At 66.7% G+C, this 24024-nt stretch carries 15 protein-coding genes, 2 tRNA genes and 3 pseudogenes; 11 read left to right on the top strand and 9 right to left on the bottom strand.

The window, feature by feature from the left end; all coding sequences use genetic code 11:
• Positions 1 to 3: 3 nt before the first annotated feature.
• The 4 genes from rpmG to L6444_RS04695 all read right to left on the bottom strand — a co-directional run bounded on the left by rpmG (position 4) and on the right by L6444_RS04695 (position 753).
• Positions 4 to 171: a 50S ribosomal protein L33 gene (rpmG, locus tag L6444_RS04710; RefSeq protein WP_205876410.1), complete on the bottom strand. Its 168-nt coding sequence runs from the start codon at positions 169 to 171 to the stop codon at positions 4 to 6.
• 56 nt (positions 172 to 227) lie between these two features.
• Positions 228 to 301, bottom strand: a tRNA-Met gene (locus L6444_RS04705).
• A 48-nt stretch (positions 302 to 349) separates the two neighbouring features.
• Positions 350 to 423: transfer RNA gene (locus L6444_RS04700), tRNA-Thr, on the bottom strand.
• Between the two features lie 111 nt (positions 424 to 534).
• On the bottom strand, positions 535 to 753 hold the full coding sequence (locus L6444_RS04695) for a type II toxin-antitoxin system VapB family antitoxin (protein WP_236981058.1): 219 nt from the start codon (positions 751 to 753) through the stop codon (positions 535 to 537).
• 84 nt (positions 754 to 837) lie between these two features.
• Between L6444_RS04695 and L6444_RS04690 the strand changes: the two genes are divergently transcribed.
• The 3 genes from L6444_RS04690 (at position 838) to L6444_RS04680 (ending at position 3247) form a co-directional block, all read left to right on the top strand.
• Positions 838 to 1554, top strand: coding sequence for an MBL fold metallo-hydrolase (locus L6444_RS04690; RefSeq protein ID WP_236981056.1), 717 nt, complete (start codon positions 838 to 840; stop codon positions 1552 to 1554).
• A 121-nt stretch (positions 1555 to 1675) separates the two neighbouring features.
• Positions 1676 to 2509 (top strand): hypothetical protein, encoded by an 834-nt coding sequence (locus L6444_RS04685; RefSeq protein ID WP_236981054.1) that lies wholly within the window; start codon positions 1676 to 1678, stop codon positions 2507 to 2509.
• A gap of 42 nt (positions 2510 to 2551) precedes the next feature.
• Positions 2552 to 3247 (top strand): crotonase/enoyl-CoA hydratase family protein, encoded by a 696-nt coding sequence (locus tag L6444_RS04680; protein WP_236981052.1) that lies wholly within the window; start codon positions 2552 to 2554, stop codon positions 3245 to 3247.
• A gap of 6 nt (positions 3248 to 3253) precedes the next feature.
• On the opposite strand, the gene L6444_RS04675 is transcribed toward L6444_RS04680, so the two are convergent.
• Positions 3254 to 4315: a patatin-like phospholipase family protein gene (locus tag L6444_RS04675; RefSeq protein ID WP_236981050.1), complete on the bottom strand. Its 1062-nt coding sequence runs from the start codon at positions 4313 to 4315 to the stop codon at positions 3254 to 3256.
• 74 nt (positions 4316 to 4389) lie between these two features.
• Here L6444_RS04675 and L6444_RS04670 point away from each other — a divergent pair, with 74 nt between their 5' ends.
• Positions 4390 to 5166 (top strand): SDR family oxidoreductase, encoded by a 777-nt coding sequence (locus tag L6444_RS04670; protein ID WP_236981048.1) that lies wholly within the window; start codon positions 4390 to 4392, stop codon positions 5164 to 5166.
• Positions 5167 to 5191: 25 nt separating this feature from the next.
• On the opposite strand, the gene cynS is transcribed toward L6444_RS04670, so the two are convergent.
• Positions 5192 to 5647 (bottom strand): cyanase, encoded by a 456-nt coding sequence (gene cynS, locus L6444_RS04665; protein WP_444980218.1) that lies wholly within the window; start codon positions 5645 to 5647, stop codon positions 5192 to 5194.
• Positions 5648 to 5753: 106 nt separating this feature from the next.
• On the opposite strand from cynS, the pseudogene recC reads away from it, so the two are divergent.
• From recC to recD, 3 genes and pseudogenes are all read left to right on the top strand, one after another.
• Positions 5754 to 9051: pseudogene (recC, locus tag L6444_RS04660) on the top strand (exodeoxyribonuclease V subunit gamma).
• Complete coding sequence (recB, locus tag L6444_RS04655; protein WP_236981043.1) at positions 9051 to 12365, top strand: exodeoxyribonuclease V subunit beta; 3315 nt, start codon at positions 9051 to 9053, stop codon at positions 12363 to 12365. Before recC ends, recB begins: the two are co-directional and overlap by 1 nt.
• Positions 12362 to 14134, top strand: a complete 1773-nt coding sequence (recD, locus tag L6444_RS04650; protein WP_236981041.1) for an exodeoxyribonuclease V subunit alpha — start codon at positions 12362 to 12364, stop codon at positions 14132 to 14134. The genes recB and recD overlap by 4 nt, the downstream gene beginning before the upstream one ends.
• On the opposite strand, the pseudogene L6444_RS04645 reads toward recD, so the two are convergent.
• Positions 14131 to 14232: pseudogene (locus L6444_RS04645) on the bottom strand (VapC toxin family PIN domain ribonuclease); the annotation flags it as partial. The gene recD and the pseudogene L6444_RS04645 sit on opposite strands and share 4 nt — an antisense overlap.
• A 118-nt stretch (positions 14233 to 14350) precedes the next feature.
• Between L6444_RS04645 and L6444_RS04640 the strand changes: the two are divergent.
• Positions 14351 to 15448 (top strand): annotated as a pseudogene (locus tag L6444_RS04640) (HNH endonuclease).
• On the opposite strand, the gene L6444_RS04635 reads toward L6444_RS04640, so the two are convergent.
• The gene (locus tag L6444_RS04635) at positions 15445 to 18540 is read right to left on the bottom strand and encodes a DUF3427 domain-containing protein (protein ID WP_236983809.1); all 3096 of its coding nucleotides are present in this window, start codon (positions 18538 to 18540) and stop codon (positions 15445 to 15447) included. The pseudogene L6444_RS04640 and the gene L6444_RS04635 sit on opposite strands and share 4 nt — an antisense overlap.
• A gap of 90 nt (positions 18541 to 18630) precedes the next feature.
• On the opposite strand from L6444_RS04635, the gene L6444_RS04630 reads away from it, so the two are divergent.
• Together L6444_RS04630 and L6444_RS04625 are read left to right on the top strand one after the other, a co-directional pair.
• Complete coding sequence (locus L6444_RS04630) at positions 18631 to 19182, top strand: DUF2510 domain-containing protein (RefSeq protein WP_236981039.1); 552 nt, start codon at positions 18631 to 18633, stop codon at positions 19180 to 19182.
• A gap of 83 nt (positions 19183 to 19265) precedes the next feature.
• The gene (locus tag L6444_RS04625; RefSeq protein ID WP_236981037.1) at positions 19266 to 20537 is read left to right on the top strand and encodes a metal-dependent hydrolase family protein; all 1272 of its coding nucleotides are present in this window, start codon (positions 19266 to 19268) and stop codon (positions 20535 to 20537) included.
• A gap of 6 nt (positions 20538 to 20543) precedes the next feature.
• Here L6444_RS04625 and L6444_RS04620 read toward each other — a convergent pair whose 3' ends face one another.
• Positions 20544 to 21497: a class I SAM-dependent methyltransferase gene (locus L6444_RS04620; RefSeq protein ID WP_236981035.1), complete on the bottom strand. Its 954-nt coding sequence runs from the start codon at positions 21495 to 21497 to the stop codon at positions 20544 to 20546.
• Between the two features lie 144 nt (positions 21498 to 21641).
• Between L6444_RS04620 and L6444_RS04615 the strand changes: the two genes are divergently transcribed.
• Positions 21642 to 24017: a lysylphosphatidylglycerol synthase transmembrane domain-containing protein gene (locus tag L6444_RS04615; protein WP_236983807.1), complete on the top strand. Its 2376-nt coding sequence runs from the start codon at positions 21642 to 21644 to the stop codon at positions 24015 to 24017.
• Positions 24018 to 24024 lie beyond the last annotated feature (7 nt).

The raw sequence follows: 24024 nt of genomic DNA, 5'->3' as shown, positions 1-24024 counted from the left end.
CTGCTATCGAGTTTCGCGGTGTCCCTGGTGCTTGCCGCAATTCGGGCAGAACTTCTTGAGCTCCAGCCGGTCGGGGTCATTGCGGCGGTTCTTCTTGGTGATGTAGTTGCGGTGCTTGCACACTTCGCACGCCAGAGTGACCTTGGGGCGGACGTCGGTACTGGAAGCCATGACTCAATCTCTCTCGCGTCTGTCGTTCAGAACTGTCTAAATCCAATGTTGCCTTGTAGCGATGGCCGGACTCGAACCGGCGACCTAACGATTATGAGTCGTTCGCTCTAACCAACTGAGCTACACCGCCTCAGCGCCAACCCGAGGGTCGGGGCCGTCGCCTGCTCGGCGTCCGCCGAGCCCCCCTAACGGAATCGAACCGTTGACCTTTTCCTTACCATGGAAACGCTCTACCGACTGAGCTAAGGGGGCCGTTCGCCCGCGCCGACCAGTCCGGTCCCGGGCCTAAAAGAGGGTACAGCCTGGCGCGCAACGTCTCCAAACCACGGGGCGGTTGAGGTGACCGCACTCCGCAAACAGCAGTCAGCTCGCCGGTGTCGCGATGGGGTCGCGACGCCAGGCACTCAGGTCGCTGAACTCGTCGTACTCTTCGTCCTGCGGCTCGTGCTCGGGCTCGTCGGCTTCGTCCAGGAGAGCTTTCAGCGCCAGGAAGACGGCTTCGCGCGCGTCGGCCAGGTGGTACTTGCCTATGACCTGTTGAAGCAAAGAGTCTTCAACCACGATCTCGACCCTTTTCAGCATGTATCCATTTTACGAGCCCTGGCAAGGTCTGCCCTGGTCGAAGGCCGCATTGGGGTTACTTCGGCCAACCCATACTCTGATGGGATGCCTGACACCGATCGACTGTATTTCCGTCAATTGCTTTCCGGCCGTGATTTCGCCACCGGCGACCCGATCGCGACGCAGATGCGCAACTTCGCTTACCTGATCGGCGATCGGCAAACGGGCGACTGTGTGGTGGTCGATCCGGCGTACGCCGCCGGCGATCTGGTCGACGCGCTCGAGGCCGACGGCATGCACTTGTCGGGAGTGCTGGTCACCCATCACCACCCGGACCATGTCGGCGGATCGATGATGGGTTTCGAGCTCAAAGGCCTGGCTGAGCTGCTCGACCGGGCGAGCGTGCCGGTACACGTCAATACCCATGAGGCGCTGTGGGTGTCCCGGGTAACCGGGATCCCGTTGAGCGACCTGACCACCCACGAGCACCGGGACAAGGTCAGCATCGGAGACATCGAGATCGAGTTGCTGCACACCCCGGGGCACACGCCGGGCAGCCAGTGCTTCCTGCTGGACGGACGATTGGTGGCCGGCGACACGCTGTTCCTGGAAGGGTGCGGGCGCACCGACTTCCCCGGTGGCGACTCCGACGAGATGTTCCGCAGCCTGCAGCAGCTGGCGGCGTTGCCGGGCGACCCGACGGTGTTTCCCGGGCACTGGTATGCGCCTGAGCCCAATGCCTCACTCTCGGAGGTCAAACGCACAAATTATGTGTACCGGCCCGCTAACCTCGACCAGTGGCGAATGATGATGGGCGGCTGATAGTCGTTTTTCGGGCGAACACGAATGGCCATTCTGGGCACGATCGATAGGTCCGGCAGCAATACACAGCTAGTCCTTCTACGATCATCGAAGCTACATTCCCGAGCGGAGGGCGGATTCGATGGGTTGGGTCCAAGGAAGCTGGCAAGGGATCGCCAACGCCGAGTCCAGCACCTGGTTGGCGTGGGCCGCATGGGCGGCACTCGCGTTGGGGGTCGTCGCGCTGATCTTCACCTACCGCCAGCTGCAGCGGAACCGCGCGCTGGCCGCGGAGAAGACGCGCCCGTACGTCGCCATGCTGATGGAACCGCACGTGGCGGACTGGCACGTCATCGAGCTGGTGGTGCGCAATTTCGGTCGCACCGCGGCGTATGATATCCGGTTCAACTTCCCCAATCCCCCGACCGTCGCCGAATACGAAAACGCTTCCGACGGTTACGCCGACGTCGTCGAACTGCAGTTGCCGCGGGAATTGCCGATGCTGGCGCCGGGCCAGGAGTGGCGAATGGTGTGGGATTCGGCGCTCGACCGGGCCGAGATCGGACACGGGGTCGAGTCCCGCTTCGAGGGCACCGTCAGTTACTACGACCGGCCGCAGCGGCCGCGGGGCTGGAAGTTCTGGCAGCGGGAGCGACAGCCGCTGGAGACCAAGGTGGTGCTGGACTGGGACGCGCTGCCGCCCGTGCAGCGCATCGAATTGATGACGACGCACGACCTGGCCAAGCGGGAGAAGCAGAAGCTCGAGCTGCTGCGCAGCGTGCTCACCTATTTCCACTACGCGAGCAAGGAAACGCGCCCCGAGGTGTTCCGCGGCGAGATCGACCGCATCAACCGGGCGGTGCAGGAAACCCAGGACAGGTGGCGCACGCGGCAGCTGGACGAGCCGACCGACGTCAGCCTGCGCTGGGGTGACGCCGAGAATGAGCTGGGTAAGCATCACAGCCAACGCGTGTAGCACCGTCGACGCGACACAATCGAACACCGAAGGAGAGACTCGATGAGCGGTCCGGTCGTTTACACCCACGACGAGGCCATTGGGGTCATCCGGATGGACGACGGCAAGGTCAACGCGCTGGGGCCGACCATGCAGCAGGCCCTCAACGACGCGATCGACCAGGCTGACCGCGACGAGGTCGGCGCGTTGGTGATCACCGGGAACGAGCGGGTGTTCAGTGGCGGATTCGACCTGAAGATCCTCACGTCCGGGGATCTGCAGCCGGCGATCGACATGCTGCGCGGCGGCTTCGAGTTGTCCTACCGGCTGTTGACCTACCCCAAGCCGGTGGTGATGGCCTGCACCGGTCCGGCGATCGCGATGGGCGCGTTTCTGCTGTGCTCGGGCGACCACCGGATCGCCGCCCACGCGTCCAACATTCAGGCCAACGAGGTCGCGATCGGCATGGTGATCCCGTGGGCCGCAATGGAAATCATGAAGCTGCGGCTGACTCCGTCGGCCTACCAGCAGGCCGCCGGCCTGGCAAAGACTTTCTTCGGTGAGACGGCGCTGGCCGCGGGCTTCATCGACGAGATGGCGCTGCCCGACCGGGTGGTCGCCCGCGCCGAGGAGTCCGCGCACGAATTCGCCCGTCTCAAGCAGGCCGCGCACGCCGCGACGAAGTTGCGGGCCCGCGCGGATGCCCTCAAGGCGATCCGCGCCGGCATCGACGGCATCGAGAAGGAGTTCGGCCGGTAACCGGGGCTACTGGTATTGGCGGTACCGCTCGAGGTACTCAACCCAATTCCACGTCGACAGGAATGTTTGGGCCGCCGCGTAACCCTTGTCGTACAAGGCCTCGGCGTCGTTGCGGGTGATGCCGAAGTCCAGGAAGTTGACCGCCGTCGAGTCGACCCTGATCGCGCGGGCCTTGACCCAGGGCTGGTTGAGATAGGTCTGATCGTGTCCGACGATCAGGGTGGTGATCAGTTGTTCGAGCAGTATTGACGGCGGGCCCAGCAGGCGCAGCGCGCCGATGCCGGGGATCACCTGTTCGTTGTCGCCGGGCAGTTCCGGCACCACGGTGATGCCGAAGGTGGGCCAGCGCGGCGGCTTGCAGTCGGGCCGGTCGAAGGTGTCGATCGGAAAATTCGACAGCACACCGCCGTCCACCAGGGTGGAGGTGAGTCCGGTGTTGCTGGTCAGGGTGACGGGCCGGAAGAAGAACGGTATCGACATGGAGGCGCGGACCGCGTCGGCAACGAATTGTTCGTCGGGATCCAGACCGTAGAGCCGTTGGTAGTCCCAGGGCAGCCGCGCGAGTTGACCGGTGGTGATGTCGGTGACCGTGACCGCCAACCGGTAGCGTCGCTCGACACTGATCTGCCGGTCGGTCAGGGCCAGGTCACCGAATGTCGTCACGCCCAGGTTCTTCAGTTCACTGCGGATCCATTGGTGGGCGAAATCGCCTCGATATAAACCGTTTTCGCGTAGCAGTCCCCATGCCGAGCCGACCAGCGGTAGCTGACCGACGGGTCCGCTGTCCCGGAATTTGTCGTAGGGCAGGGTGAGCGCGATCTCTTTGATCTGGTCGGTGGTGAGCTGGTTGCCGTTGGCTGCGGCTGCCAGAATCGACCCGACCAGTGATCCGGCGGAGACGCCGGAAACCCGTTTGAGCGTGTACCCCGCGTCCAGGACGGCGACGGCGGCGCCGACCAGACCGACGCCCTTGACGCCGCCGCCGGAGAGCACCAGGTCGACGGGTTTGCGGCGCGCCGGCTTCGAATTCTGTGCTTTGGTATCAGGAATACCGTCGAGACTAGCCATCGGCTGGGGCCGAGTCACCGCTGCGGGCAGATCCTCTGGCGATCTCCGATTCGGGGGATAGTTAGTGTTGCCTGGTGGATATCAACGGAATCAGTGCAATCGTCACCGGTGGGGCCTCGGGAATCGGTGCGGCCACCGCTCGGCAACTGGCTGCCCGGGGCGCCCGGGTCGTCGTCGCCGATCTGCAGGAGGAGCGCGGCAAGGAGCTCGCTCACGAGATCGGCGGCGCCTTCGTCACCGTCGACGTCACCAAGACCGAGCAGATCGAGGATGCGGTGAACACCGCGGTCGACCTGGGCCCGTTGCGTGCTCTGGTCAATTCGGCGGGCATCGGCTGGGCGCAGCGAACCATCGGCAAGGACGGCGAGTTCGCCTCGGCGCACAACCTGGATGCCTACAAGAAGGTGTTGGCGATCAACCTGGTCGGCACGTTCGACTGCATCCGCTTGGCGGCAACGGCCATGAGCCGGCTGGAACCCAGCGCGACCGGTGAGCGCGGGGCGATCGTCAACATGACCAGTGTCGCCGCCTTCGACGGCCAGATCGGCCAGGCCGCGTATTCGTCGTCCAAGGGCGGCGTGGTCGGGCTGACACTGCCGGTGGCCCGCGACCTGGCCGCGGTCGGGATCCGGGTCAACACGGTGGCTCCCGGTCTGATCGACACCCCGATCTACGGCGAAGGCGAAGCTTCCGAGGCGTTCAAGGCGAAGCTGGGCGAGTCGGTGCTGTTCCCGCACCGGTTGGGCAAGCCCGACGAACTGGCTTCGATGGTTCTCGAGTTGCTCAGCAACTCCTACATGAACGCCGAGGTCGTCCGGGTGGACGGTGGAATCCGGATGCCCCCCAAGTAACCCTGAGTGCGGTTACGCTGGCGGCTCACTGATGGGCCGAAGTCCATTGGTAGGGAAGGAATTTCCCGTCGAAGGTCACCACGACGCGGTCCCCCGACGGGTGTGGCTTCTTCTGTAGGTCGATGCTGAAGTTGATGGCACTCATGATGCCGTCGCCGAACTGCTCGTGGATAACTTCCTTGAGCGCGCCGCCGTAGACCTGCAGCGCCTCGTAGAAGCGGTAGATGGTCGGGTCGGTGGGCACCGCGGTCGGCAGTCCGCCACGCATCGGGGTCGCCGCCAATATCGGCACGGTGGATTCGTCCAGCCCCAGCAGGTCGACCAGGATCTTGCCCTGTTCGGCGGGTATCGGGTGCTGGCCCAGCAGCGCCGACGTCGTCCACAGCAGCGGCCGATCGATGGCGTCGGCCAGCTGCTGCCAGCTCAGACCCCTGGTCAACCGGGCGACGACGATCTGTTCGGTGATCTCGTGTCTGTTCACGTCCCCCAGCATGCCGTGATCCGGCGTGAGTCGACGCACCGCAGCCCCCGATCGGAAGCCGAGCATGACGGCGACGTGTCGGCCCCACGGACTATGGTGGCCCGCGATGGCGCTTCATCTACACCGTGCCGAACGGACCGATCTGCTTGCCGACGGTCTGGGCGCCCTGTTGGCCGAGCCGCTGGCGGACCCCTTTGCCCTGGAGCTGGTCCTGGTGCCGGCCCGCGGGGTCGAGCGCTGGTTGAGTCAGCGGCTGTCCCACCGATTGGGGCGCAAGCCGGATCGTGGCGACGGTGTGTGCGCCGGCGTGTCGTTCCGCAGCCCGGCGTCGCTGATCGCCGAGGTCACCGGAACCGTGGACGACGATCCGTGGTCGCCCGAGGCCATGACGTGGCCGCTGTTGGAGGTGATCGACTGTTCACTGGACGAGCCGTGGTGTGCCTCGCTGGCAAAACATTTGGGGCACTTCGAAATTGGAGACGAAGCCGAACTGCGTCGGGGACGACGTTACGCGGTGGCGCGTCGGCTGGCCGGGCTGTTCGCCTCCTACGCTCGGCAACGCCCCGGTTTGCTGGTCGACTGGCTGGACGGCAACGGCGGCAACCTCGACGAGGATCTGGCCTGGCAGCCCGAATTGTGGCGCGCGCTGGTCGCCCGGGTCCCCGCGGATCCACCGCACGTCCGGCACGAAAAGACGCTCACCCGTTTGCACGCCGGCCGCGCGGAGCTACCGCCCAGGTTGTCCCTGTTCGGGCATACCCGGTTGGCCGGTACCGACGTAGAACTGCTCGAGGCGGTGGCCACCCACCACGAGCTGCACTTGTGGCTGCCGCATCCCAGCGACGCGCTGTGGCAGGCGCTGGCCGGCAGTCACGGTGTCCTGCCGCGCCGGGAGGACACCAGTCACCGCGAGGTCGGGCATCCGCTGTTGGCCACGCTGGGCAGGGATCTGCGCGAGCTGCAACGTAGCCTGCCCGCTCATCCCGCGACCGACGAGGCACTCGCCGGCGCCGAGAGACCCGACACCCTGCTCGGCTGGCTGCAGTCCGACCTGACCGCCAACGCTGTTCGGCCCCAGGGACGCACACTTGCGCCGAACGACCGCTCGGTCCAGGTGCACAGCTGTCACGGCCCGGCCCGCCAGATCGACGTGCTGCGCGAGGTGCTGCTCGGCCTGCTCGCCGACGACCCCACCCTGGAGCCGCGGGACATCCTGGTGATGTGCCCCGACATCGAGACCTATGCGCCGTTGATCGTGGCCGACTTCGGGCTCGGCGATGTGGTTCCGGGCGTCCATCCCGGCCACCGGCTGCGGGTGCGGCTCGCCGATCGTTCACTGCTGCAAACCAATCCGCTGCTGGGCGTGGCTTCCCAGCTGCTCGAGCTGGCGAACGGCCGGGTGACGGCGAGCGAGGTGCTCAACTTTGCCCAAGCCGCTCCGGTGCGAGCGCGCTTCGGGTTCGGCGACGACGACCTGGAGGGCATCACCCGCTGGGTGCGCCAGGCGAACATCCGGTGGGGTTTCGACAAGGAGCACCGCGCGCCGTTCGGGGTCGACTTCGTGCACAACACTTGGCGATTCGGGGTCGACCGCGTGCTGGCCGGGGTCGCACTGTCGGAGGCTTCGCATTCGTGGATCGATTCGACGCTGCCGCTCGACGATGTCGGCAGCAACCGGGTCGAACTGGTGGGCCAGTTCGCCGAGTTCGTCGACCGGTTGCGGCGTGCGGTCGATTCCCTCACCGGGATCCGCGCGCTGCGGGAGTGGTTGACCGCGTTGACCGACGGCGTCGCCCTGTTGACGGCGATCGACGATGCCGATGCGTGGCAGACCAGCCAGCTGCAGCGCGAGTTCGGCGACGTGCTCCGTACCGCGGGAGACCGATCGCAGACGCCGCTGCGGCTGACCGACGTGCGCGCACTGCTGCAACGCCACCTCGCCGGGCGTCCCACTCGGGCGAACTTCCGTACCGGCACGCTGACCGTTTGCACCATGGTCCCGATGCGTTCGGTCCCACACCGGGTGATCTGCCTGGTGGGTCTGGACGACGGCGTCTTCCCGCGCTTGGGTGTCGTCGACGGTGACGACGTGCTGGCCCGCCGCCCGCTGACCGGTGAGCGCGACATCCGTTCCGAGGACCGGCAACTGCTGCTCGACGCCGTCGGGGCGGCCACCGACCATCTGGTCATCACCTACACCGGCGCGAACGAGTATTCGGGTCAACGTCGGCCACCCGCGGTCCCGCTGGCCGAGTTGCTCGACACCCTGGACAACACGACCGAGCAACACGTTCGTTCCCGGATAGTCACCGAACATCCGTTGCAGCCCTTCGATATTCGTAACGTCGAGCGTGGCCGACTGGTCCCGGGGGTGCCGTTCAGCTTCGATCCGACCGTCTTGCGCGCGGCCCGGTCGGCCAGCGGTGTGCGCGCCGAGCAACCGAAGTTCATCTGCGGGCCGCTGCCGCCCCCACCGATCGACGACATCGCACTCGCAGACCTGGTCTCGTTCTTCAAAGATCCGGTGAAGGGGTTCTTCCGGGCGCTGGAGTACACGTTGCCGTGGGACGTCGACGGCGTCGCGGACGCCATGCCGGTGGAGATCGACGCGCTGGAGGCGTGGACCGTCGGTGATCGGATGCTCAACGACATCCTGGCCGGCATGGCTCCCGACCAGGCCCGGCACGCGGAGTGGCGGCGCGGGACGCTGCCACCCGGCCGGCTCGGCTGGCGCAAGGTGACCGAGATCCGCGACCAGGCCGCCCTGCTCGCGGACGCGGCGCGGCAGCACCGGCACGTCGACGCGGCCGCCTACGACGTCGACATCGACCTCGGCGGTCGACGGTTGACGGGCACGGTGCCGCATGTGTTCGGCGACCGGTTGGTGTCGGTGACGTACTCCAAGCTCGACGGCAAGCATCTGCTGCAATCGTGGATCCCGTTGTTGGCGTTGTTCGCCCAGTTCCCCGGGCGTGACTGGTCGGCCGTCTGCATCGGCCGGCCGAAGCGGGGGCACTACTGCGCGCGAGGAGTGCCTCGGACAACCACCGCAGCCCGCCGCCGATCTGTTGCGTGACCTGGTGGCCATCTACGACGCCGGACGCCGGGAGCCGATTCCGTTGCCCGTCAAGACTTCCTACGCGTGGGCGGTGGCCCGCTATGCCGGTGAGGACCCGATTACCAAGGCCCGGTACCGGTGGAAATCCGACCGGTACCCCGGCGAGGACGACGAGCCGGCTCACGTGCGAGCCTGGGGACGGCACGCCCCGCTGACTGATCTGATGCAGCCGCTGCGCCCCGGCGAGGAATACGAGGGAGAAGACAATCGCCTGGGCGCCTACGCCGCTCGACTCTGGCTGCCGATGCTGCGGGCCGAAGTGCACGCGGAACGGAGCCACCGCTGATGCAACCGTTCGACCTGCTCGGCCCGCTGCCCGGCGCGCGCTCCACCACGGTGCTGGAGGCCAGCGCCGGAACCGGTAAGACGTTCGCGTTGGCCGGCCTGGTGACCCGGTACGTCGCCGAGGGCCGGGCCACCCTGGATGAAATGTTGCTCATCACGTTCGGGCGGGCGGCCAGCCAGGAGCTCCGCGAACGGGTGCGATGCCAAATCGTGGATACGCTCAATGCTTTCGACGATCCGGGCGCGGTCGGCGACAACCAGCTGGTGGGCCGTCTCGTCGCGGGCACCGATTCCGAACGTGCGGGGCGCCGGCAACGCCTGCGGGATGCGTTGGCCGACTTCGACTCCGCGACCATCGCCACCATCCACCAGTTCTGCCAGTTGGTGCTGAAATCACTTGGTGTGGCCGGTGATACGGACGCCGGCGTCACTCTGGTTGAAGATCTCGACGAGTTGGTCACCGAGATCGTCGACGATCTGTACCTTGCGCATTTCGGGCAGCAGCGTGACGATCCGGTACTGGATTATCCCGAGGCGCTGCGGATCGCCCGCAAGGCGGTGAACAACCCGTCGACGCAGCTGCGGCCACTCGATCCGGCGCAGGGCTCCCCGGCCGCGGTGCGCGTGAATTTCGTCAAAAGCGTTCTCGCCGAGCTGGAAAGGCGCAAGCGAAAGCGCGGCATCCTGGGTTACGACGATCTGCTCATCCGGTTGGCCGACGCCCTCGACACCGACGATTCCCCGGCCCGGGTCCGCATGCATCAACGCTGGCCGATCGTGATGGTCGACGAGTTTCAGGACACCGACCCGGTGCAGTGGCAGGTGTTGCAGCGTGCGTTCAGCGGCCGGTCCACGCTGATCCTCATCGGTGACCCCAAGCAGGCCATCTACGCGTTTCGCGGCGGCGACATCGTGACCTACCTGCATGCCGCCGCGACCGCGGGCGACAAACGGACGCTGGCGATGAACTGGCGCAGCGACGCCGCGCTCGTCGACCGGCTGCAGGCGGTGCTGCTGGGTGCCGAACTCGGCGGCCCCGACATCGTCGTCCGCGACGTGACGGCCTGTCATCAGGGCCACCGCCTGGCCGGGGCGCCCCGCAACCATCCGTTCCGGCTTCGCGTTGTGAAACGAGAAACATTGGGCCGCAATGGACTTCAAAATCTTCCTATCGGCGAACTGCGGGAGCACATCGGTCGCGACCTCGCCGCGGACATCGGCGCGCTGCTGGCCGGCGGCGCCACGTTCGACGGCAAACCGCTGGGGGCCGGTCACGTCGCGGTGATCGTCGAGACGCACAAGGATGCCCGCGCCTGCCATCGCGCCCTTGCCGACGCCGGTATCCCCGCGGTGTACACCGGCGATTCGGATGTGTTCGCCTCAGCCGCCGCCGACGACTGGCTGGCGCTGCTGGAAGCCTTCGACCAACCGCACCGCCCCGGCATCGTGCGCGCCGCCGCGGCGACGATGTTCTTCGGCCACACCGCCGAGGACCTGGCAAGCGGCGGGGACGCGCTCACCGACCGCGTCGCCGACACCTTGCGCGGCTGGGCCGACCACGCCCGGCAGCGCGGCGTGGCGGCGATATTCGAGGCGGCGCAGATGGCCGGGATGAGCGATCGGGTGCTGTCCTGGCAGGGCGGCGAGCGACACATGACCGACCTGGCGCATTTGACGCAGCTACTGCAGGAAACCGCCCACCGCGAGCAGTATTCGCTGCCCGCGCTGCGGGATTGGCTGCGCGACCAGCGCGACGAGCGGGGTGGCGCCACCGAGCGCAACCGCAGGCTGGACAGCGACGCCGCGGCGGTGCAGATCATGACGGTGTGGGTGAGCAAGGGCCTGCAATATCCCGTCGTGTACCTGCCGTTCGCGTTCAATCGCAACATCCAGGAACGCGATCTGGTGCTGTTCCACGACGGGGATGTGCGTTGCCTGCATGTCGGTGGCAAGGACAGTCCGGATTTCGCCGCGGTGGAACAGCTGGGTTGTCAAGAGGCGGCCAGCGACGACAGCCGGCTTACGTACGTCGCGCTGACGCGGGCCCAGTCACAGGTGGTGGCCTGGTGGTCGCCAGCACACGACGAACCCAACGGCGGCCTGTCCCGGCTGCTGCGGGGCCGGCGCCCCGGGGATTCCGTGGTGCCCGACCGCTGCACGCCCGCCAAGATCAGCGACGAGGAAGCGTGGTTGCGACTGCGGGAGTGGGAAGACGCCAGTGGTCCGGTCATCGAGGAATCGGTGATCGGCCCGTCGCCCGGCGTTCCGGACCGCATGGCGCCGTCGGACCTGGACATTCGGCACTTCCATCGGCCCATCGACACCGCATGGCGGCGCACGTCCTACTCGGGGCTGATCCGGGTCTCGGAGCGGCCGGGGGTGTCCGTCGGCGTGAGCAGCGAGCCTGAGGTGGCCGAGCTGGACGACGAAGTCGGCGACATTCCGTTGACCAGGCCGGCAGCCACATCCGCGGTGCCCTCGCCGATGGCCGCACTGCCGACCGGCGCGAAGTTCGGTTCGTTGGTCCACGCGGTGCTGGAGACGGCCGATCCGTTCGCCGCCGATCTCGCCGCTGAGCTCGAAGCGCAGATCCGGGTGCATTCGGTCTGGTGGCCGGTGGACACGCCTGCCGCGGAACTGGCCGCCGCTCTGGTCACGATGCACGACACTCCCCTGGGCCCGCTGGCCGCGGGGGTGACGCTACGGCAGATCGGTCTGCCGGACCGGCTGCGCGAGTTGGACTTCGAGTTTCCCCTGGCCGGCGGTGACGTCCGCGCGGGCGCGGCCGATGTTCGGCTGTCCGATGTCGGTTTGTTGTTGCGCTCGCACCTACCCGCCGATGACCCGTTGGCCTGCTATGCCGACAGGTTGGCCGGCGAACCGCTGGGCGACCAATCGTTGCGCGGGTATCTCAGTGGTTCGGTCGACGCGGTGTTGCGGATTCCCGACGGCACCGAACACCGGTATCTGGTGGTCGACTACAAGACCAACTGGCTCGGCGATGCGGACCGGTCCTCGCTGACGGCGGCCGATTACACCCGACCGCGACTGGTCGAGGCGATGCTGCATTCGGACTATCCGCTGCAAGCATTGCTGTATAGCGTTGTGCTGCACCGCTTTCTACGCTGGCGCGTGCCCGACTACGATCCGGCCCGTCACCTGGGCGGGGTGCTGTATCTGTTCTTGCGCGGCATGTGCGGACCGGACACCCCGGTGGTGGACGGGCATCCGGCCGGGGTGTTCAGTTGGGCGCCGCCGGCGGCGCTGGTGACGTCGATTTCTGATTTGCTCGACGCCGGCAGGGCTGCGGCATGACGGTGGAGATCGTCGACCCGGCCGACTGGCGGCAGGCCGTGGGGGCTGCCGGGATTTTGCGGACCTTCAACGAGGCCGGCGTGATCGAATCGGCGGACGTCCATGTCGCGCAGCGGCTTTCGGAGATGTCGGGCGAATCGGATCCGTCGGTTTCGCTGGCGGTGGCCTTGGTGGTGCGCGCGTTGCGGGGCGGCTCGGTCTGCCTGGACCTGCGCATGGTGGAGGCACAGGTCGGTGTGCCGAGGTTGCCGTGGCCGGATCCCGACGAGTGGCTGGCCGCCGTCCTGGCCAGCCCGCTGGCCGGATCCCCGCCCGTGCTGCGGGTTTACGACGGCCGCCTGCTGTACCTGGACCGGTATTGGCGGGAGGAACAACAGGTCGCCGACGATTTCGTAGCCTTGTTGTCAAACCGCGCCTTGTTGTCGAACCGCGCGGCGGGGCAGATATCCGGGCTCGACCGGCTGTTCCCCCACGACTACGAAGAACAGCGGGCGGCCGCGAACACCGCACTGCGCCAAGGCTTGACGGTGCTCACCGGCGGGCCGGGCACCGGCAAGACCAGCACGGTGGCACGGTTGTTGGCGCTGTTCGCCGAGCAGCAGGAGCTGGCCGGCGGGCCGCGGTTGCGCATCGCATTGTCGGCGCCCACGGGCAAGGCCGCGGCTCGGCTCAACGAGGCGGTACAGTTGGAGATCGGTGAGCTCAGTGAGGTTGACCAGCAACGGGTTTCGGGTCTGCGCGCCACCACACTGCACCGGTTGTTGGGCAGTCGGCCGGATTCCTCGTCGCGGTTTCGCCATCACCGCGCCAACCGTTTGCCGCACGACGTCATCGTGGTCGACGAGTGTTCGATGGTGTCGCTGACCATGATGGCCCGGCTGCTCGAGTCGGTGCGCCCCCAGACGCGTCTGCTGCTGGTCGGCGACCCGGACCAGTTGGCATCGGTGGAGGCCGGCGCTGTGCTGGCCGACCTGGTGGACGGCTTGGGCCCGCAGGACGAGGCACTGGCGGTGTTGAAGACCTCCCATCGCTTCGGTGAGTCGATCGGTGCGCTGGCGTTGGCGATCCGCGACGGTGACGCCGACCTGGCGGTCGAAGTGTTGCGGGCCGGCGGGGATCACGTCGAGTGGATCGACACCGCCGAGCCCACCGATGAGCTGCGTAAGGTACTTGTCCCGCACGCGCTTCGGTTGCGTGCGGCAGCGGTGCTGGGTGATGCGACGGCCGCGCTGGCGACCCTCGACGAGCATCGTCTGTTGTGTGCGCACCGCCGCGGTCCGCACGGTATCCAATATTGGAACCGACAGGTCGAGCGCTGGCTGGCCGAGGCTACCGGCGAGCCGATCTGGTCGTCCTGGTACGTCGGCAGACCGGTGCTTGTCACCACCAACGACTATGGGCTGGGCGTCTACAACGGCGACGCCGGGGTGACTGTCCTGGACGCGGAGCACGAAGGTGCGCTTCGCGTCGTCATCGCCGGCACCGACGGCTTGCTCGGGTTCGCCTCCAGCCGGCTGTCCGATGTCGAGACCATGCACGCGATGACGATCCACAAGAGCCAGGGCAGCCAGGCCGACGACGTCACTGTGCTGATGCCGCCGGAGGATTCGCGGCTGCTGACGCGTGAGCTGTTCTACACCGCGGTCACCCGGGCCAAGAAGAAGGTCCGAGTAGTCGGTTCCGAGAGCACGGTGCGCGCCGCCGTCGGCCGACGGGCGATCCGGGCCAGCGGGCTTGCGCATCGGCTGCACGCCACTCGGGCGATTTAGCCGGGCGCGACGGGAACGAGCACGGCGACGTCGCTGTGCAGGGCCGCCAGCCCGCTATCCAGAGTTGCCAACTGCCCGTTGTCTTTTCGCGCGAGCTGCAACTCGAAGTTTCGACTGCCTCGAGTGTCGCGCCGAGTTCTGACACGAGAGGGCGCCGAGCCTGGGTCGCAGGCACCGGAAACCCTAGGATTGTGGATGAAGAGGTGACTGTGGGCGATGGACGAGAATCGTTTGGATCCGCTGCTACTGGGGCAGCGCGTCGTGGCGATCCTGGAGACCGGGTTGCGCACCGCGACCTACAAACTGGCGACCCTGACCGCGCTCATCGACTTCTGCATCGAGAATCTGCCGCCGGCACCCGAGGACAGGTTGACGGTCCCGATTCCCGATCTGGCCCACCGGGTGTTGGAGATCTACTGGCGCCAGGTGCGCCCCTTCGACGGACATGAATTGCAGCAGTCCACCCAACCCAAAGCCCGGATCCTGCACACCGTCAACCAGTTACGTATAGCGTCCGCTGTCGGAAACAGTGGACGCTCGCTGGACGTGGCGATGATCCGCGTGCCGGAGGTATATCGGCGTGCACTTGACGAGATTGCGCTGTGCCTGGCGCAGCAGCCGCTGCACCGGCTGCAACGGCTGCCCGGGTCGGCGCAAAGCGATCCGTTTCTGTACGACGACTCGTTCCTGCACGATCACGTTTCCCGGTCGTCGCTGCGCGCCCACGGGGACGCCATCGTGCTGCACCCAGGGGTGGCGCACGGCCTGGCACGGCTGTCCGGACTGCTCAAACCCGCGCTGGAAATCATGTGGGTCGACGACGTCCGCCGGATGAACAGGTTTCTCGACGCCGAGGTGCCCGACGTCGCGGGACATCTCTTCGGCAGGGAGCGTACCGCCTTGGCCATTGTCCGGGATCCACTGAAAGAAGCTTTCGGCGCGCACTGCTTCTACTGCAATACGCATTTACCGACCAACAACCCGATCGACCATGTGCTCCCCTGGTCGTTGGTCGGAATCGACGGCTAAGCCAACCTGGTGCTGGCGTGCGGCAGATGCAACAGCGACAAGAGCGGTGCGCTGCCCGCCGTGGACATCGTCGACCGGGTCTTGGAGCGCGACCCAAATCTGTTGGAGCAGATTGCCAATGACATCCAGTGGCCAACTCAGCGGCCCCGGGTCATCGCGGCCGCGCGCGGCATTTACCGTGGGCAGCCGGCGGGCGTGCCCACGTGGGCCGGATATCGCGCGAGCACCCGACTGGATATCAGCGTCCCACCCTGGTGGATCGAAGCCGGCCCTGATCGTTTCTAGGCGACCGCAGCACGCGCTGCCATGTATACCTCGGTGGGCATCGGGCAACGCAGTCGCCAGGTGATCGCCATGGGCCGTTCGCCCTCGTGCGACACGTAGTCAGCGGGACCGAGGAAGACATACGGGGCGGCCCCGAATGCGTTTCCCTTCGTTTCGCGCACGAACAGCAAGATGTGGGAGCCACGTTCACGGTGATTGATGTAACGCTGCCCGGTCGGCGACGCCGAAGTGGTGGTGGACTGCGATTCCCAGTGAAATAGCTGCTGGTTCAGCGCGAAGTCGCGGTACATCGTCGTCGGAGAATAATCCGTTTCACTCTTCTTCAACGTGATCAGGAATGCATCGGTGCGCGCCGATTCACACCAGGCGACACCCTCGCGCATGGTGCTCGGGGTGCGACGCAGTGACGCGAACCCGAGCGCGGCGAGTATCTCCTCTCGGGAGTAGCTGGCATGCACGGCCAGTGGCACTCGGTCGAGTTCGGGAACGAACTGGCCTAACGGGTATGTGCTGCGGTGCGCACCATCGAAGGCGATGTCGATCACTTGGCGCATCTCATCGGCGACCGGCTCCTGCCGCAGCGCAGCGAGACCTGCTGCGGCGCTTGGAAAGCCACCGCCGTCGGGAAATAGCGAGAAGAACAGCATCTCCGCCAAACGCTCTTCCGCGGGACTCGGCGTCTCACCGCCTAACATCGCCTGATAGGCAGCGCGGCGTCGCCTGTCGTCGACGTGGGCAACGGCTCGCACCCGTTTGACCAGGACGCGCTCCTGTGGACCTGGCGCGGCTACCGGCTTGCCGGCTTCGCGGCACAACGTCGTCCATGAGCGTCCCGGTCGCAGCAGATCCTCGAGACTGCGTCCGTACTCGTCCAGGTAGGAAGACAGTTCGCCGTTGGGATGAGAGCGGATCTCGGACACCAACGCGGCGGAGCGCGGTGCGAGTTGCTGACGAATGTTTTCCAGCACCAGATTCTGCGCCACCGGGTCGAGCACGATCTGGCTACCTGACGGCAAGAACGGAAACCCGTTCTGTATCTGGCGTTCCAAAGCTTTTCGCCCCAACCCGGTCAGCGCACGGAACCGCTGATCGAAACGGAACTCCCGGCGTTGGTTACCGACGAAATCCAGCGCGGTGAGCACCGTCTTACCCGGCGTCAACCGCAAACCACGGCCCAATTGCTGAAGGAAGACCGTGGCACTCTCGGTCGGCCGGAGGAACAGCACGGTATCGACCTCGGGAATGTCCAGTCCTTCGTTGAACAGATCAACAGCGAACAGCACGTTGATCTCCCGATTGCGCAGGTCGGTCAGCGCCGCCCGGCGTTCGGCAGGCCCGGTCTGCGCCCACACCGCCCGGGCCTTGATCCCCGCTGCGAGAAAACGTTGCGTCATGTAGCGCGCGTGGTCGACGCTCACACAGAAACCCAGCGCCCGCATGGCCGCCACGTCGGACACCTTGTCGCGCAACTCCTTGAGCACGACGCGGGTCCGCGCGTCGTTGCCGGTGTAGAGATTGCTCAACGCATCCAGGTCGTAGCCGCCGCGCTTCCATTGCAGGTCTGCCAGATCCGTACCGTCGTGGATCCCGAAGTAATGGAACGGGCAGAGCAAGTTCTGCTCCAGCGCCTCCCAGAGTCGCAGCTCGGCGGCCACCCGCCCGTCGAAGAATTCGCGTACGTCTACGCCGTCGCCGCGCTCAGGGGTAGCCGTTAGACCGAGTAGTTCCAACGGTTTCACATGATCGAGCAGACGCCGGTACGAGGATGCCTCGGCATGGTGGAACTCGTCGACGACGACGACGTCGAAATGTTCTGGTTCCAGCTTGGCAAGCCGTTCGGCGGACAGTGATTGGATGCTGGCGAACACTTGACGCCATCGCACCGGGACCTGGCCGTCGACGAGCAGCTCACCGAAGGTGGGATCTGTCAGTACCTCCTGATAAATGCGACGCGCTTGCGTCAGGATCTCCTTGCGGTGCGCGACGAACAGCAACTTCAGGTCGCGACCGTGCACGTCTCGAGCGAGCCGCCGGTAGTCCAGCGCAGCAACCACGGTCTTCCCGGTTCCGGTGGCCGCGACGATCAGATTGCGGTGACGATCATGCAGAACCCGTTCTGCGTCAAGCTCCTCCAGCATTTCGGCCTGAAAGGGTTTGGGCTGTACATCCAGGCCGGACAGCGTGACGGTCAGCCGGTCGCGCGATTGCGCCCCGGAGGCGACGTCAAGCGCACGCCGCAACTTCTCGCCATCGGCGGACGGCTGATAATGGACGAATTCCGAGTTCTCCCAATATGATTCGAAGGTAGCGCGAAACTTTTCCAGCAAGTGCGGCGTCGCAATCGCCGACAGCCGCACATTCCACTCCAACCCGTCCACCAACGCCGCGTGCGACAGATTGCTCGAGCCCACGTACGCGGTGTCGAATCCGGTGTTTCGCCGCAGTAGCCAGGCCTTGGCGTGCAAACGGGTCCGGTCCGTTTCGTAGTTGACGCGCACCTCGGCACCGAAGTCGTCAACCAGCGCATCCAAGGCTTTCGCGTCGGTAGCCCCCAGATAGGTTGTCGTGATCACCCGCACCGGCACGTTGCGGCGCCGCAGCTCGTTCAGTTGGTCCTCGAGTAGCCGCAACCCCTGCCATTTGACGAAGGCACACAACAGATCCACCCGATCAGCGCTGGCTAGTTCAGCCCGCAGCTCCGCGGCCAGCGTCGGCTCGTTGCGGGCGTTGGTCATCAGCGCGGCATCCGACAACGGAGTGACCGGACGCACCGGGCGGGACGCGCCGAGCTTGTGCGCCCGCACCACGGATTCGAGTCGGTCGATCCTGGCCGGGTCGTCTTGATGCAGCGTCTCGTCCAGCACCGCGGGATCCGAAAGCGCGGCCAAGATTTTGTCCACCAACCGGGCCCGCGCCTGCGCAGTCCTGGACGCGCGCAGCGAGCGCTCGATCAGCGGCGTCAGATGCCTGGTCAGCGTGAGCGGCTGCTCGGCGTCGTCGACCGGCCCGATATCGGGTTCGAGATCCGCACGCGCGGCCAGCGCCCGGCTCAGCCGCTCGGTCACCAGCGATTCATAGAGACCTTCCTCCACGCCGGCACCGTAACGCATCGAACCGACACATCACCGGACCACCGGTCGACTCGATCGGGGCTGTCGGACCCTGGTCCTAGCATTCGCACCATGCACAGCAATACACCTTCTCCCGGCTGGTACCCGGATCCGTCCGGCGTGCCCGGACAACGCTTTTTCGACGGCCGGCAGTGGACCTACCGTCAGCCGCCGCCCCCGCCCGCGCCGGCGATCATCATCAACAACAACGTCGGCACGCCACCGCCTGTGGTGCTCACCGGTGGTCCCAACCACGCCCTGCACCTGGTGTTGACGTTGCTGACCTGCGGCATGTGGCTACCCATCTGGCTGATCGTGGCGATCGCCAGCCCGTCCCGGCCCCGGGTCGCGGGCCAGTCGAACACCGGCCTGATCATCGCCGGCGTCTTCGGCGGCCTGTTCCTGCTGGGCGTGGCGGTGAGCCATCCCGCGGTGTTCCTCGGGGTGGTGGCGCTGGCGGGCCTGGGCTATCTCGGCTACCGGGCCTACGAACGCGCGCTCGACCGTCGTGCGGAGCAGGCCAGGATCGCGGCCCGCGCCGACGGCCAGCACCAAGCGTTCCTATCCGGTGAGCCGTGGGGAATCTATGGCCAGTACCCACCCGCGCCACCGCCTCCACGATGAACAGACGCGTTCTTTAGGCTGGCCACGGATGCTTGGCGGCGTCCAGCGACGGCAGTTTCCCGCGTCTCGACGAGGAGTCCCGGATGGAAACGCACGACCTCCGCATCTCGAACGTCCACGTCTTCGACAGCGTCGACGCCCGCATCACCGAACCTATGGACGTCACGGTCCGCGGCGGTCTGATCGCCGCGGTCACCCCGACTGCCGACAACGGAGCCGAAACATCAACCGGCCCAACGATCGACGGCACCGGCAAGACGCTACTGCCGGGCCTGATCGATGCGCACTGGCACGCCGCGTTCACCACCATCCCGGCGATCATGGCGCAGCTCAGCGAGATCGGCTATGTCTTCGCCAAAGCCGTCGTCAGCGCGGAGGAGACGCTGTTGCGTGGGTTCACTACCGTCCGCGATCTGGGCGGCCCGGTGTTCGGTATCAAGCAGGCCATCGACGAGGGCGCGATCCTGGGGCCGCGCATCTTTCCGGCCGGGGCCTTCATCTCGCAATCCGGCGGGCACGGCGACTTCCGGCTGCCCAACGAGGTGCCGCGCGGCATCTGCGGCCACCTGAGCTACACCGAGATCGTCGGTGCGGCGGTCATCGCCGACGGTGAGGCCGAAGTGCTGCGCGGCGCGCGAGAAGTGCTGCGCCGCGGTGCATCTCAGGTGAAGCTGATGGCCGGCGGCGGCGTCGCGTCGAGCTACGACCCGCTCGACGTCTCCCAGTTCACCCTCGCCGAAATGCGTGCGGCGGTGGAGGCCGCCGAGAACTGGGGAACCTACGTCACGGTGCACGCCTATACCCCGCGAGCTGTCCGCACCGCGGTGGCGGCCGGAGTCCGGTGTATCGAGCACGGCCAACTGCTCGACGAGGAGACGGTCGCGATGCTTGCCGAAAAGGACATCTGGTGGTGCCTGCAGCCGTTCCTCGACGACGAAGACGCGACCCCCTTGCCCCCGGCCAGCCTCCCCAAGTTCAAACAGATGGTTGCCGGCACCGACCGCGCCTACGAACTCGCGATCAAGCACAAAGTCAAGATTGCGTTCGGCACCGACACCTTGTTCGACGCACACCTCGCGACGCGCCAGGGCGCTCAGCTGGCCAAGCTGACCCGATGGTTCACACCGGCAGAAGTGTTGCAGCAGGCGACATTTCACAACGCTCAGCTGCTGGCCATGTCCGGGCCGCGCAACCCCTACCCGGGACAGCTGGGAGTGGTGGCCGCAGCAGCCCTGGCCGACCTGATCCTGGTCGACGGCGACCCGGTCGCCGACATCTCCCTGATCACCCGGCCCGCCGAGACGTTCAGCGCCATCATCAAGGGCGGCAGTCTGGTCAAGGGCAGCGTGGCCTAGCGGCGGCTACGAGCGCACCGCCGAGACGAACAGCGTGCGCGGCGTGGTGTCCTCGACCCCGTCGGGGACTCCGCGACCGTAACCAGCCATCAGTTCATCGGCCGGAGTCACATTCGCGTTCCACCCGTGTCGGCTCAGCCAGGCGCCGACGTCTTCGCGCTCCTCGAAGTACCACAGTTCCTGGGTGGCGGGCATCTCCCGATCCGGGTCCGCCTCGGCGATCAGCTCACGCAGCCGCTGCATTCGCTCCTGCCGCCGCGCCAGCAGATCCGGGTCCATCCAGTCGGGGCCGGGCGCCTCCACCGCGATCCGACTGCCCGCGGCGGCTAGCGCATGAATGCGCTCGAACAGCAACTCGTGCGCCGCGGCCGGTAGATACGGCAGCAGACCCTCGACCGACCACGCGCTCGGAGCTGAGGCGTCGAACCCGGCCTGCCGCAGCGCGGCAGGCCAGTCCTCGCGCAGGTCCACCGCGACACCGACGCGGTGGCAGGACGGTGCGGCAGCGCCGCCCGACGGATGATCGGCCAGCGTGGACACCTTGAAATCCAGCACCTTGGCCTGGTCGAGTTCGTACACCGTGACGCCGTCGGGCCAAGGCAACCGCCACGCCCGCGAGTCCAGTCCGGCGGCCAGGATCACCGCCTGGTGCACCCCGGCGCGGGCGGCGTCGAGGAAAAAGCCGTCGAAGAACGCGGTCCGACACGCCATGTAGTCCACCATCGACTGCATCTGCTGGGGCAACTGCGGCTCGGCCTCGAGCACCTCGTCGGGCAGCTCCACGGTCGCGAACCAGTTCCACACCCCATCACCGGCGGCATCCAGAAATACGCGGGCAAAAGGGTCGCTGATCAGCGGATTTTCACTCTCGGTCTCGGCGGCCCGGCCCGCGGCCACCCCCAGCGCGGTCGCCCCCACGCTTTCGGTGATCTCCCAACTGTCGCCATCGCTGCGCGCCACGCCCAGCCCTCCTCGTCGCAGGACACATCCGTGCCGACCCTACTTGAGCAGGATCGGCGGAGGTCGGCACGTTAAGTTGTCGTAGAACAGCCGACGCCGGCACGCGCAACCGATCCGAAGGACCCCGAAGGACGACCCGTGCACATGCGAGTTGACGGTCGCGACATCACCGTGTCCGGCAACTTGCTGCAACCACTCACCCGGCGGACCAACGACATCATCCGGCTGGCGCTGGCAACGGTGGCACTGATAGCCGTGGTGACCAGTTCGCTGATCACCCGGCCGCGGTGGGTGGCCCTGGAGAAGTCCATCTCCGAGATCGTGGGCGTGCTCAGCCCCAACCAGGCCGATCTGGTGTACCTGGTGTACGGCACCGCGATCCTGGCGCTGCCGTTCGTGATCCTGATCGGACTGATCGTTTCCCGGCAGTGGAAGCTGCTCGCCGCGTACGCGGCGGCCGGGTTGATGGCCTTCCTGCCGCTGTCGATCAGCAGCAACCGGATCGCCGCGCCGCGCTGGCACTTCGACCTATCCGACAAACTCAGCACGCTGCCCGCCCAGTTTCTGGACGATCCCCGGTGGATCGCGATGCTTGCGGCGGTGCTGACGGTGTCGGGGCCGTGGCTGCCGGCCCGCTGGCGGCACTGGTGGTGGGGTCTGCTGCTGGCCTTCGTGCCGATCCACCTGGTGGTCAGCGCCATCGTCCCGGCCCGCGCCGTGGTCGGACTGGCGGTGGGCTGGTTCGTCGGCGCATTCGTGGTGCTCGTCGTCGGAACTCCGGCACTCGAGGTGCCGCTGGACGGCGCGGTCCGCGCGCTGGCCAAGCGCGGATTTCTGGCGTCCAGGCTGCTGGTGGTTCGGCCCGGTGGCCCCGGACCGCTGGTGCTGTCGGCCGAATCCACCGATCCCGAGGCCACCGCGACCGTCGAACTGTACGGACCGCATCAACGCAGCGGCGGCGCCCTGCGCCAGCTCTGGTGGAAGTTGCGGCTGCGCGGATCGGAGACCGCTCCCCTGCAGACCTCGCTGCGCCGTGCCGTCGAGCACCGGGCGCTGATGGCCATCGCGATTGGCGACATCGGCGTCGCCAATTCCGCCACGATCGCGATGGCCGCGCTCGACCGCGGCTGGACGTTGTACGCGCACAACCCCGTTCAGGGCATCCCGCTGGACGAGTGCGCTGCCCAGACGCCGGTGTCGGAGGTGTGGAAGACGCTGCGGACCCTCAACGACCACCAGGTCTCCCACGGCGACCTGCGCTGCCACGAGATCACCGTCGCCGAGGGCCGAGTTTTGTTCGGTGGTTTCGGCGCTGCCGAATACGGCGCCACCGACGCCCAGCTGCAGTCCGACATCGCCCACCTGCTGGTGACCACTTCGGCGTTGTACGACGCGCAGGCCGCGGTGGCCGCCGCGATCGACGCGTTCGGCAAGCCCACCATCCTCGACGCCTCCCGGCGTCTCACGAAATCCGCTGTGCCCAAACGGATCCGGGCACAGGTGCCCAATGCCAAAGCGGTGATCGCCGATGCCCGTGCAGAGGTCAAGCGCCAGACCGGTGCCGACCAGATCAAAGACGAGACGATCACCCGGTTCAGCCGTAGCCAGGTCATTCAGCTGGTGCTGATCGGAGCCCTGGTCTATGTCGCGTACCCGTTCATCAGCACCGTGCCGACGTTCTTCTCCGAACTCCGCAATGCGAACTGGTGGTGGGCGCTGCTGGGCTTGACGGTGTCGGCGTTGACCTATGTCGGTGCGGCCGGTGCGCTGTGGGCTTGCGCCGACGGGCTGGTGAGTTTCTGGAAGCTCACCATCATGCAGATCGCGAACACTTTCGCGGCGACCACGACCCCGGCCGGCGTGGGCGGCCTGGCTCTCAGTACGCGCTTCCTGCAAAAGGGCGGCCTCAATGCGCTGCGTGCCACCGCCGCGGTGGCATTGCAGCAAGCCGTGCAGGTGATCGTCCACCTGTCGTTGTTGATCTTTTTCAGCGCGGTCGCAGGAACCTCGACCGACCTGTCGCACTTCGTGCCGAATGCCACCGTGCTGTACCTGATCGCCGGGGTCGCACTGGGCATCGTCGGCACTTTCTTGTTCGTGCCCAACCTGCGTCGCTGGTTGGCCACCGAGGTGCAGCCCAAACTGAAGGAGGTCAGCAACGACCTCGTCGAGTTGGCCAAGGAGCCGAAACGACTCGCGCTGATCGTATTGGGAAGTGCCGGAACGACTCTCGGCGCCGCGCTGGCGTTGTGGGCCAGCGTCGAAGCGTTCGGCGGGGGTACCACGTTCGTCACCGTCACGGTGGTGACGATGGTGGGCGGGACGCTGGCCTCGGCTGCCCCCACCCCGGGTGGCGTCGGAGCGGTGGAGGCCGCACTCATCGGTGGACTCGCCGCGTTCGGGGTGCCCGCGGCCATCGGGGTGCCGTCGGTGCTGCTGTACCGGGTGCTCACCTGCTGGCTGCCGGTGTTCATCGGATGGCCGGTGATGCGCTGGCTCACCAAGAACGAAATGGTCTGAGCGGCTC

It is taken from the genome of Mycobacterium kiyosense, from assembly GCA_021654635.1.
Taxonomy (GTDB): domain Bacteria; phylum Actinomycetota; class Actinomycetes; order Mycobacteriales; family Mycobacteriaceae; genus Mycobacterium; species Mycobacterium kiyosense.
The sequence above is the reverse complement of the archived record's forward strand: the minus strand, read 5'-3'. Positions and strand labels throughout refer to the sequence as shown.

What these genes read in the sequence shown, in the direction of transcription:
- L6444_RS04680 (WP_236981052.1), top strand. Translation starts at nt 2,552, where the DNA reads ATGAGCGGTCCGGTCGTTTACACCCACGACGAGGCCATTGGGGTCATC.
- L6444_RS04675 (WP_236981050.1), bottom strand. Translation starts at nt 4,315, where the DNA reads ATGGCTAGTCTCGACGGTATTCCTGATACCAAAGCACAGAATTCGAAG.
- L6444_RS04615 (WP_236983807.1), top strand. Translation starts at nt 21,642, where the DNA reads ATGCGAGTTGACGGTCGCGACATCACCGTGTCCGGCAACTTGCTGCAA.
- recD (WP_236981041.1), top strand. Translation starts at nt 12,362, where the DNA reads ATGACGGTGGAGATCGTCGACCCGGCCGACTGGCGGCAGGCCGTGGGG.
- L6444_RS04690 (WP_236981056.1), top strand. Translation starts at nt 838, where the DNA reads ATGCCTGACACCGATCGACTGTATTTCCGTCAATTGCTTTCCGGCCGT.
- L6444_RS04630 (WP_236981039.1), top strand. Translation starts at nt 18,631, where the DNA reads ATGCACAGCAATACACCTTCTCCCGGCTGGTACCCGGATCCGTCCGGC.
- recB (WP_236981043.1), top strand. Translation starts at nt 9,051, where the DNA reads ATGCAACCGTTCGACCTGCTCGGCCCGCTGCCCGGCGCGCGCTCCACC.
- rpmG (WP_205876410.1), bottom strand. Translation starts at nt 171, where the DNA reads ATGGCTTCCAGTACCGACGTCCGCCCCAAGGTCACTCTGGCGTGCGAA.
- L6444_RS04625 (WP_236981037.1), top strand. Translation starts at nt 19,266, where the DNA reads ATGGAAACGCACGACCTCCGCATCTCGAACGTCCACGTCTTCGACAGC.
- L6444_RS04695 (WP_236981058.1), bottom strand. Translation starts at nt 753, where the DNA reads ATGCTGAAAAGGGTCGAGATCGTGGTTGAAGACTCTTTGCTTCAACAG.
- L6444_RS04685 (WP_236981054.1), top strand. Translation starts at nt 1,676, where the DNA reads ATGGGTTGGGTCCAAGGAAGCTGGCAAGGGATCGCCAACGCCGAGTCC.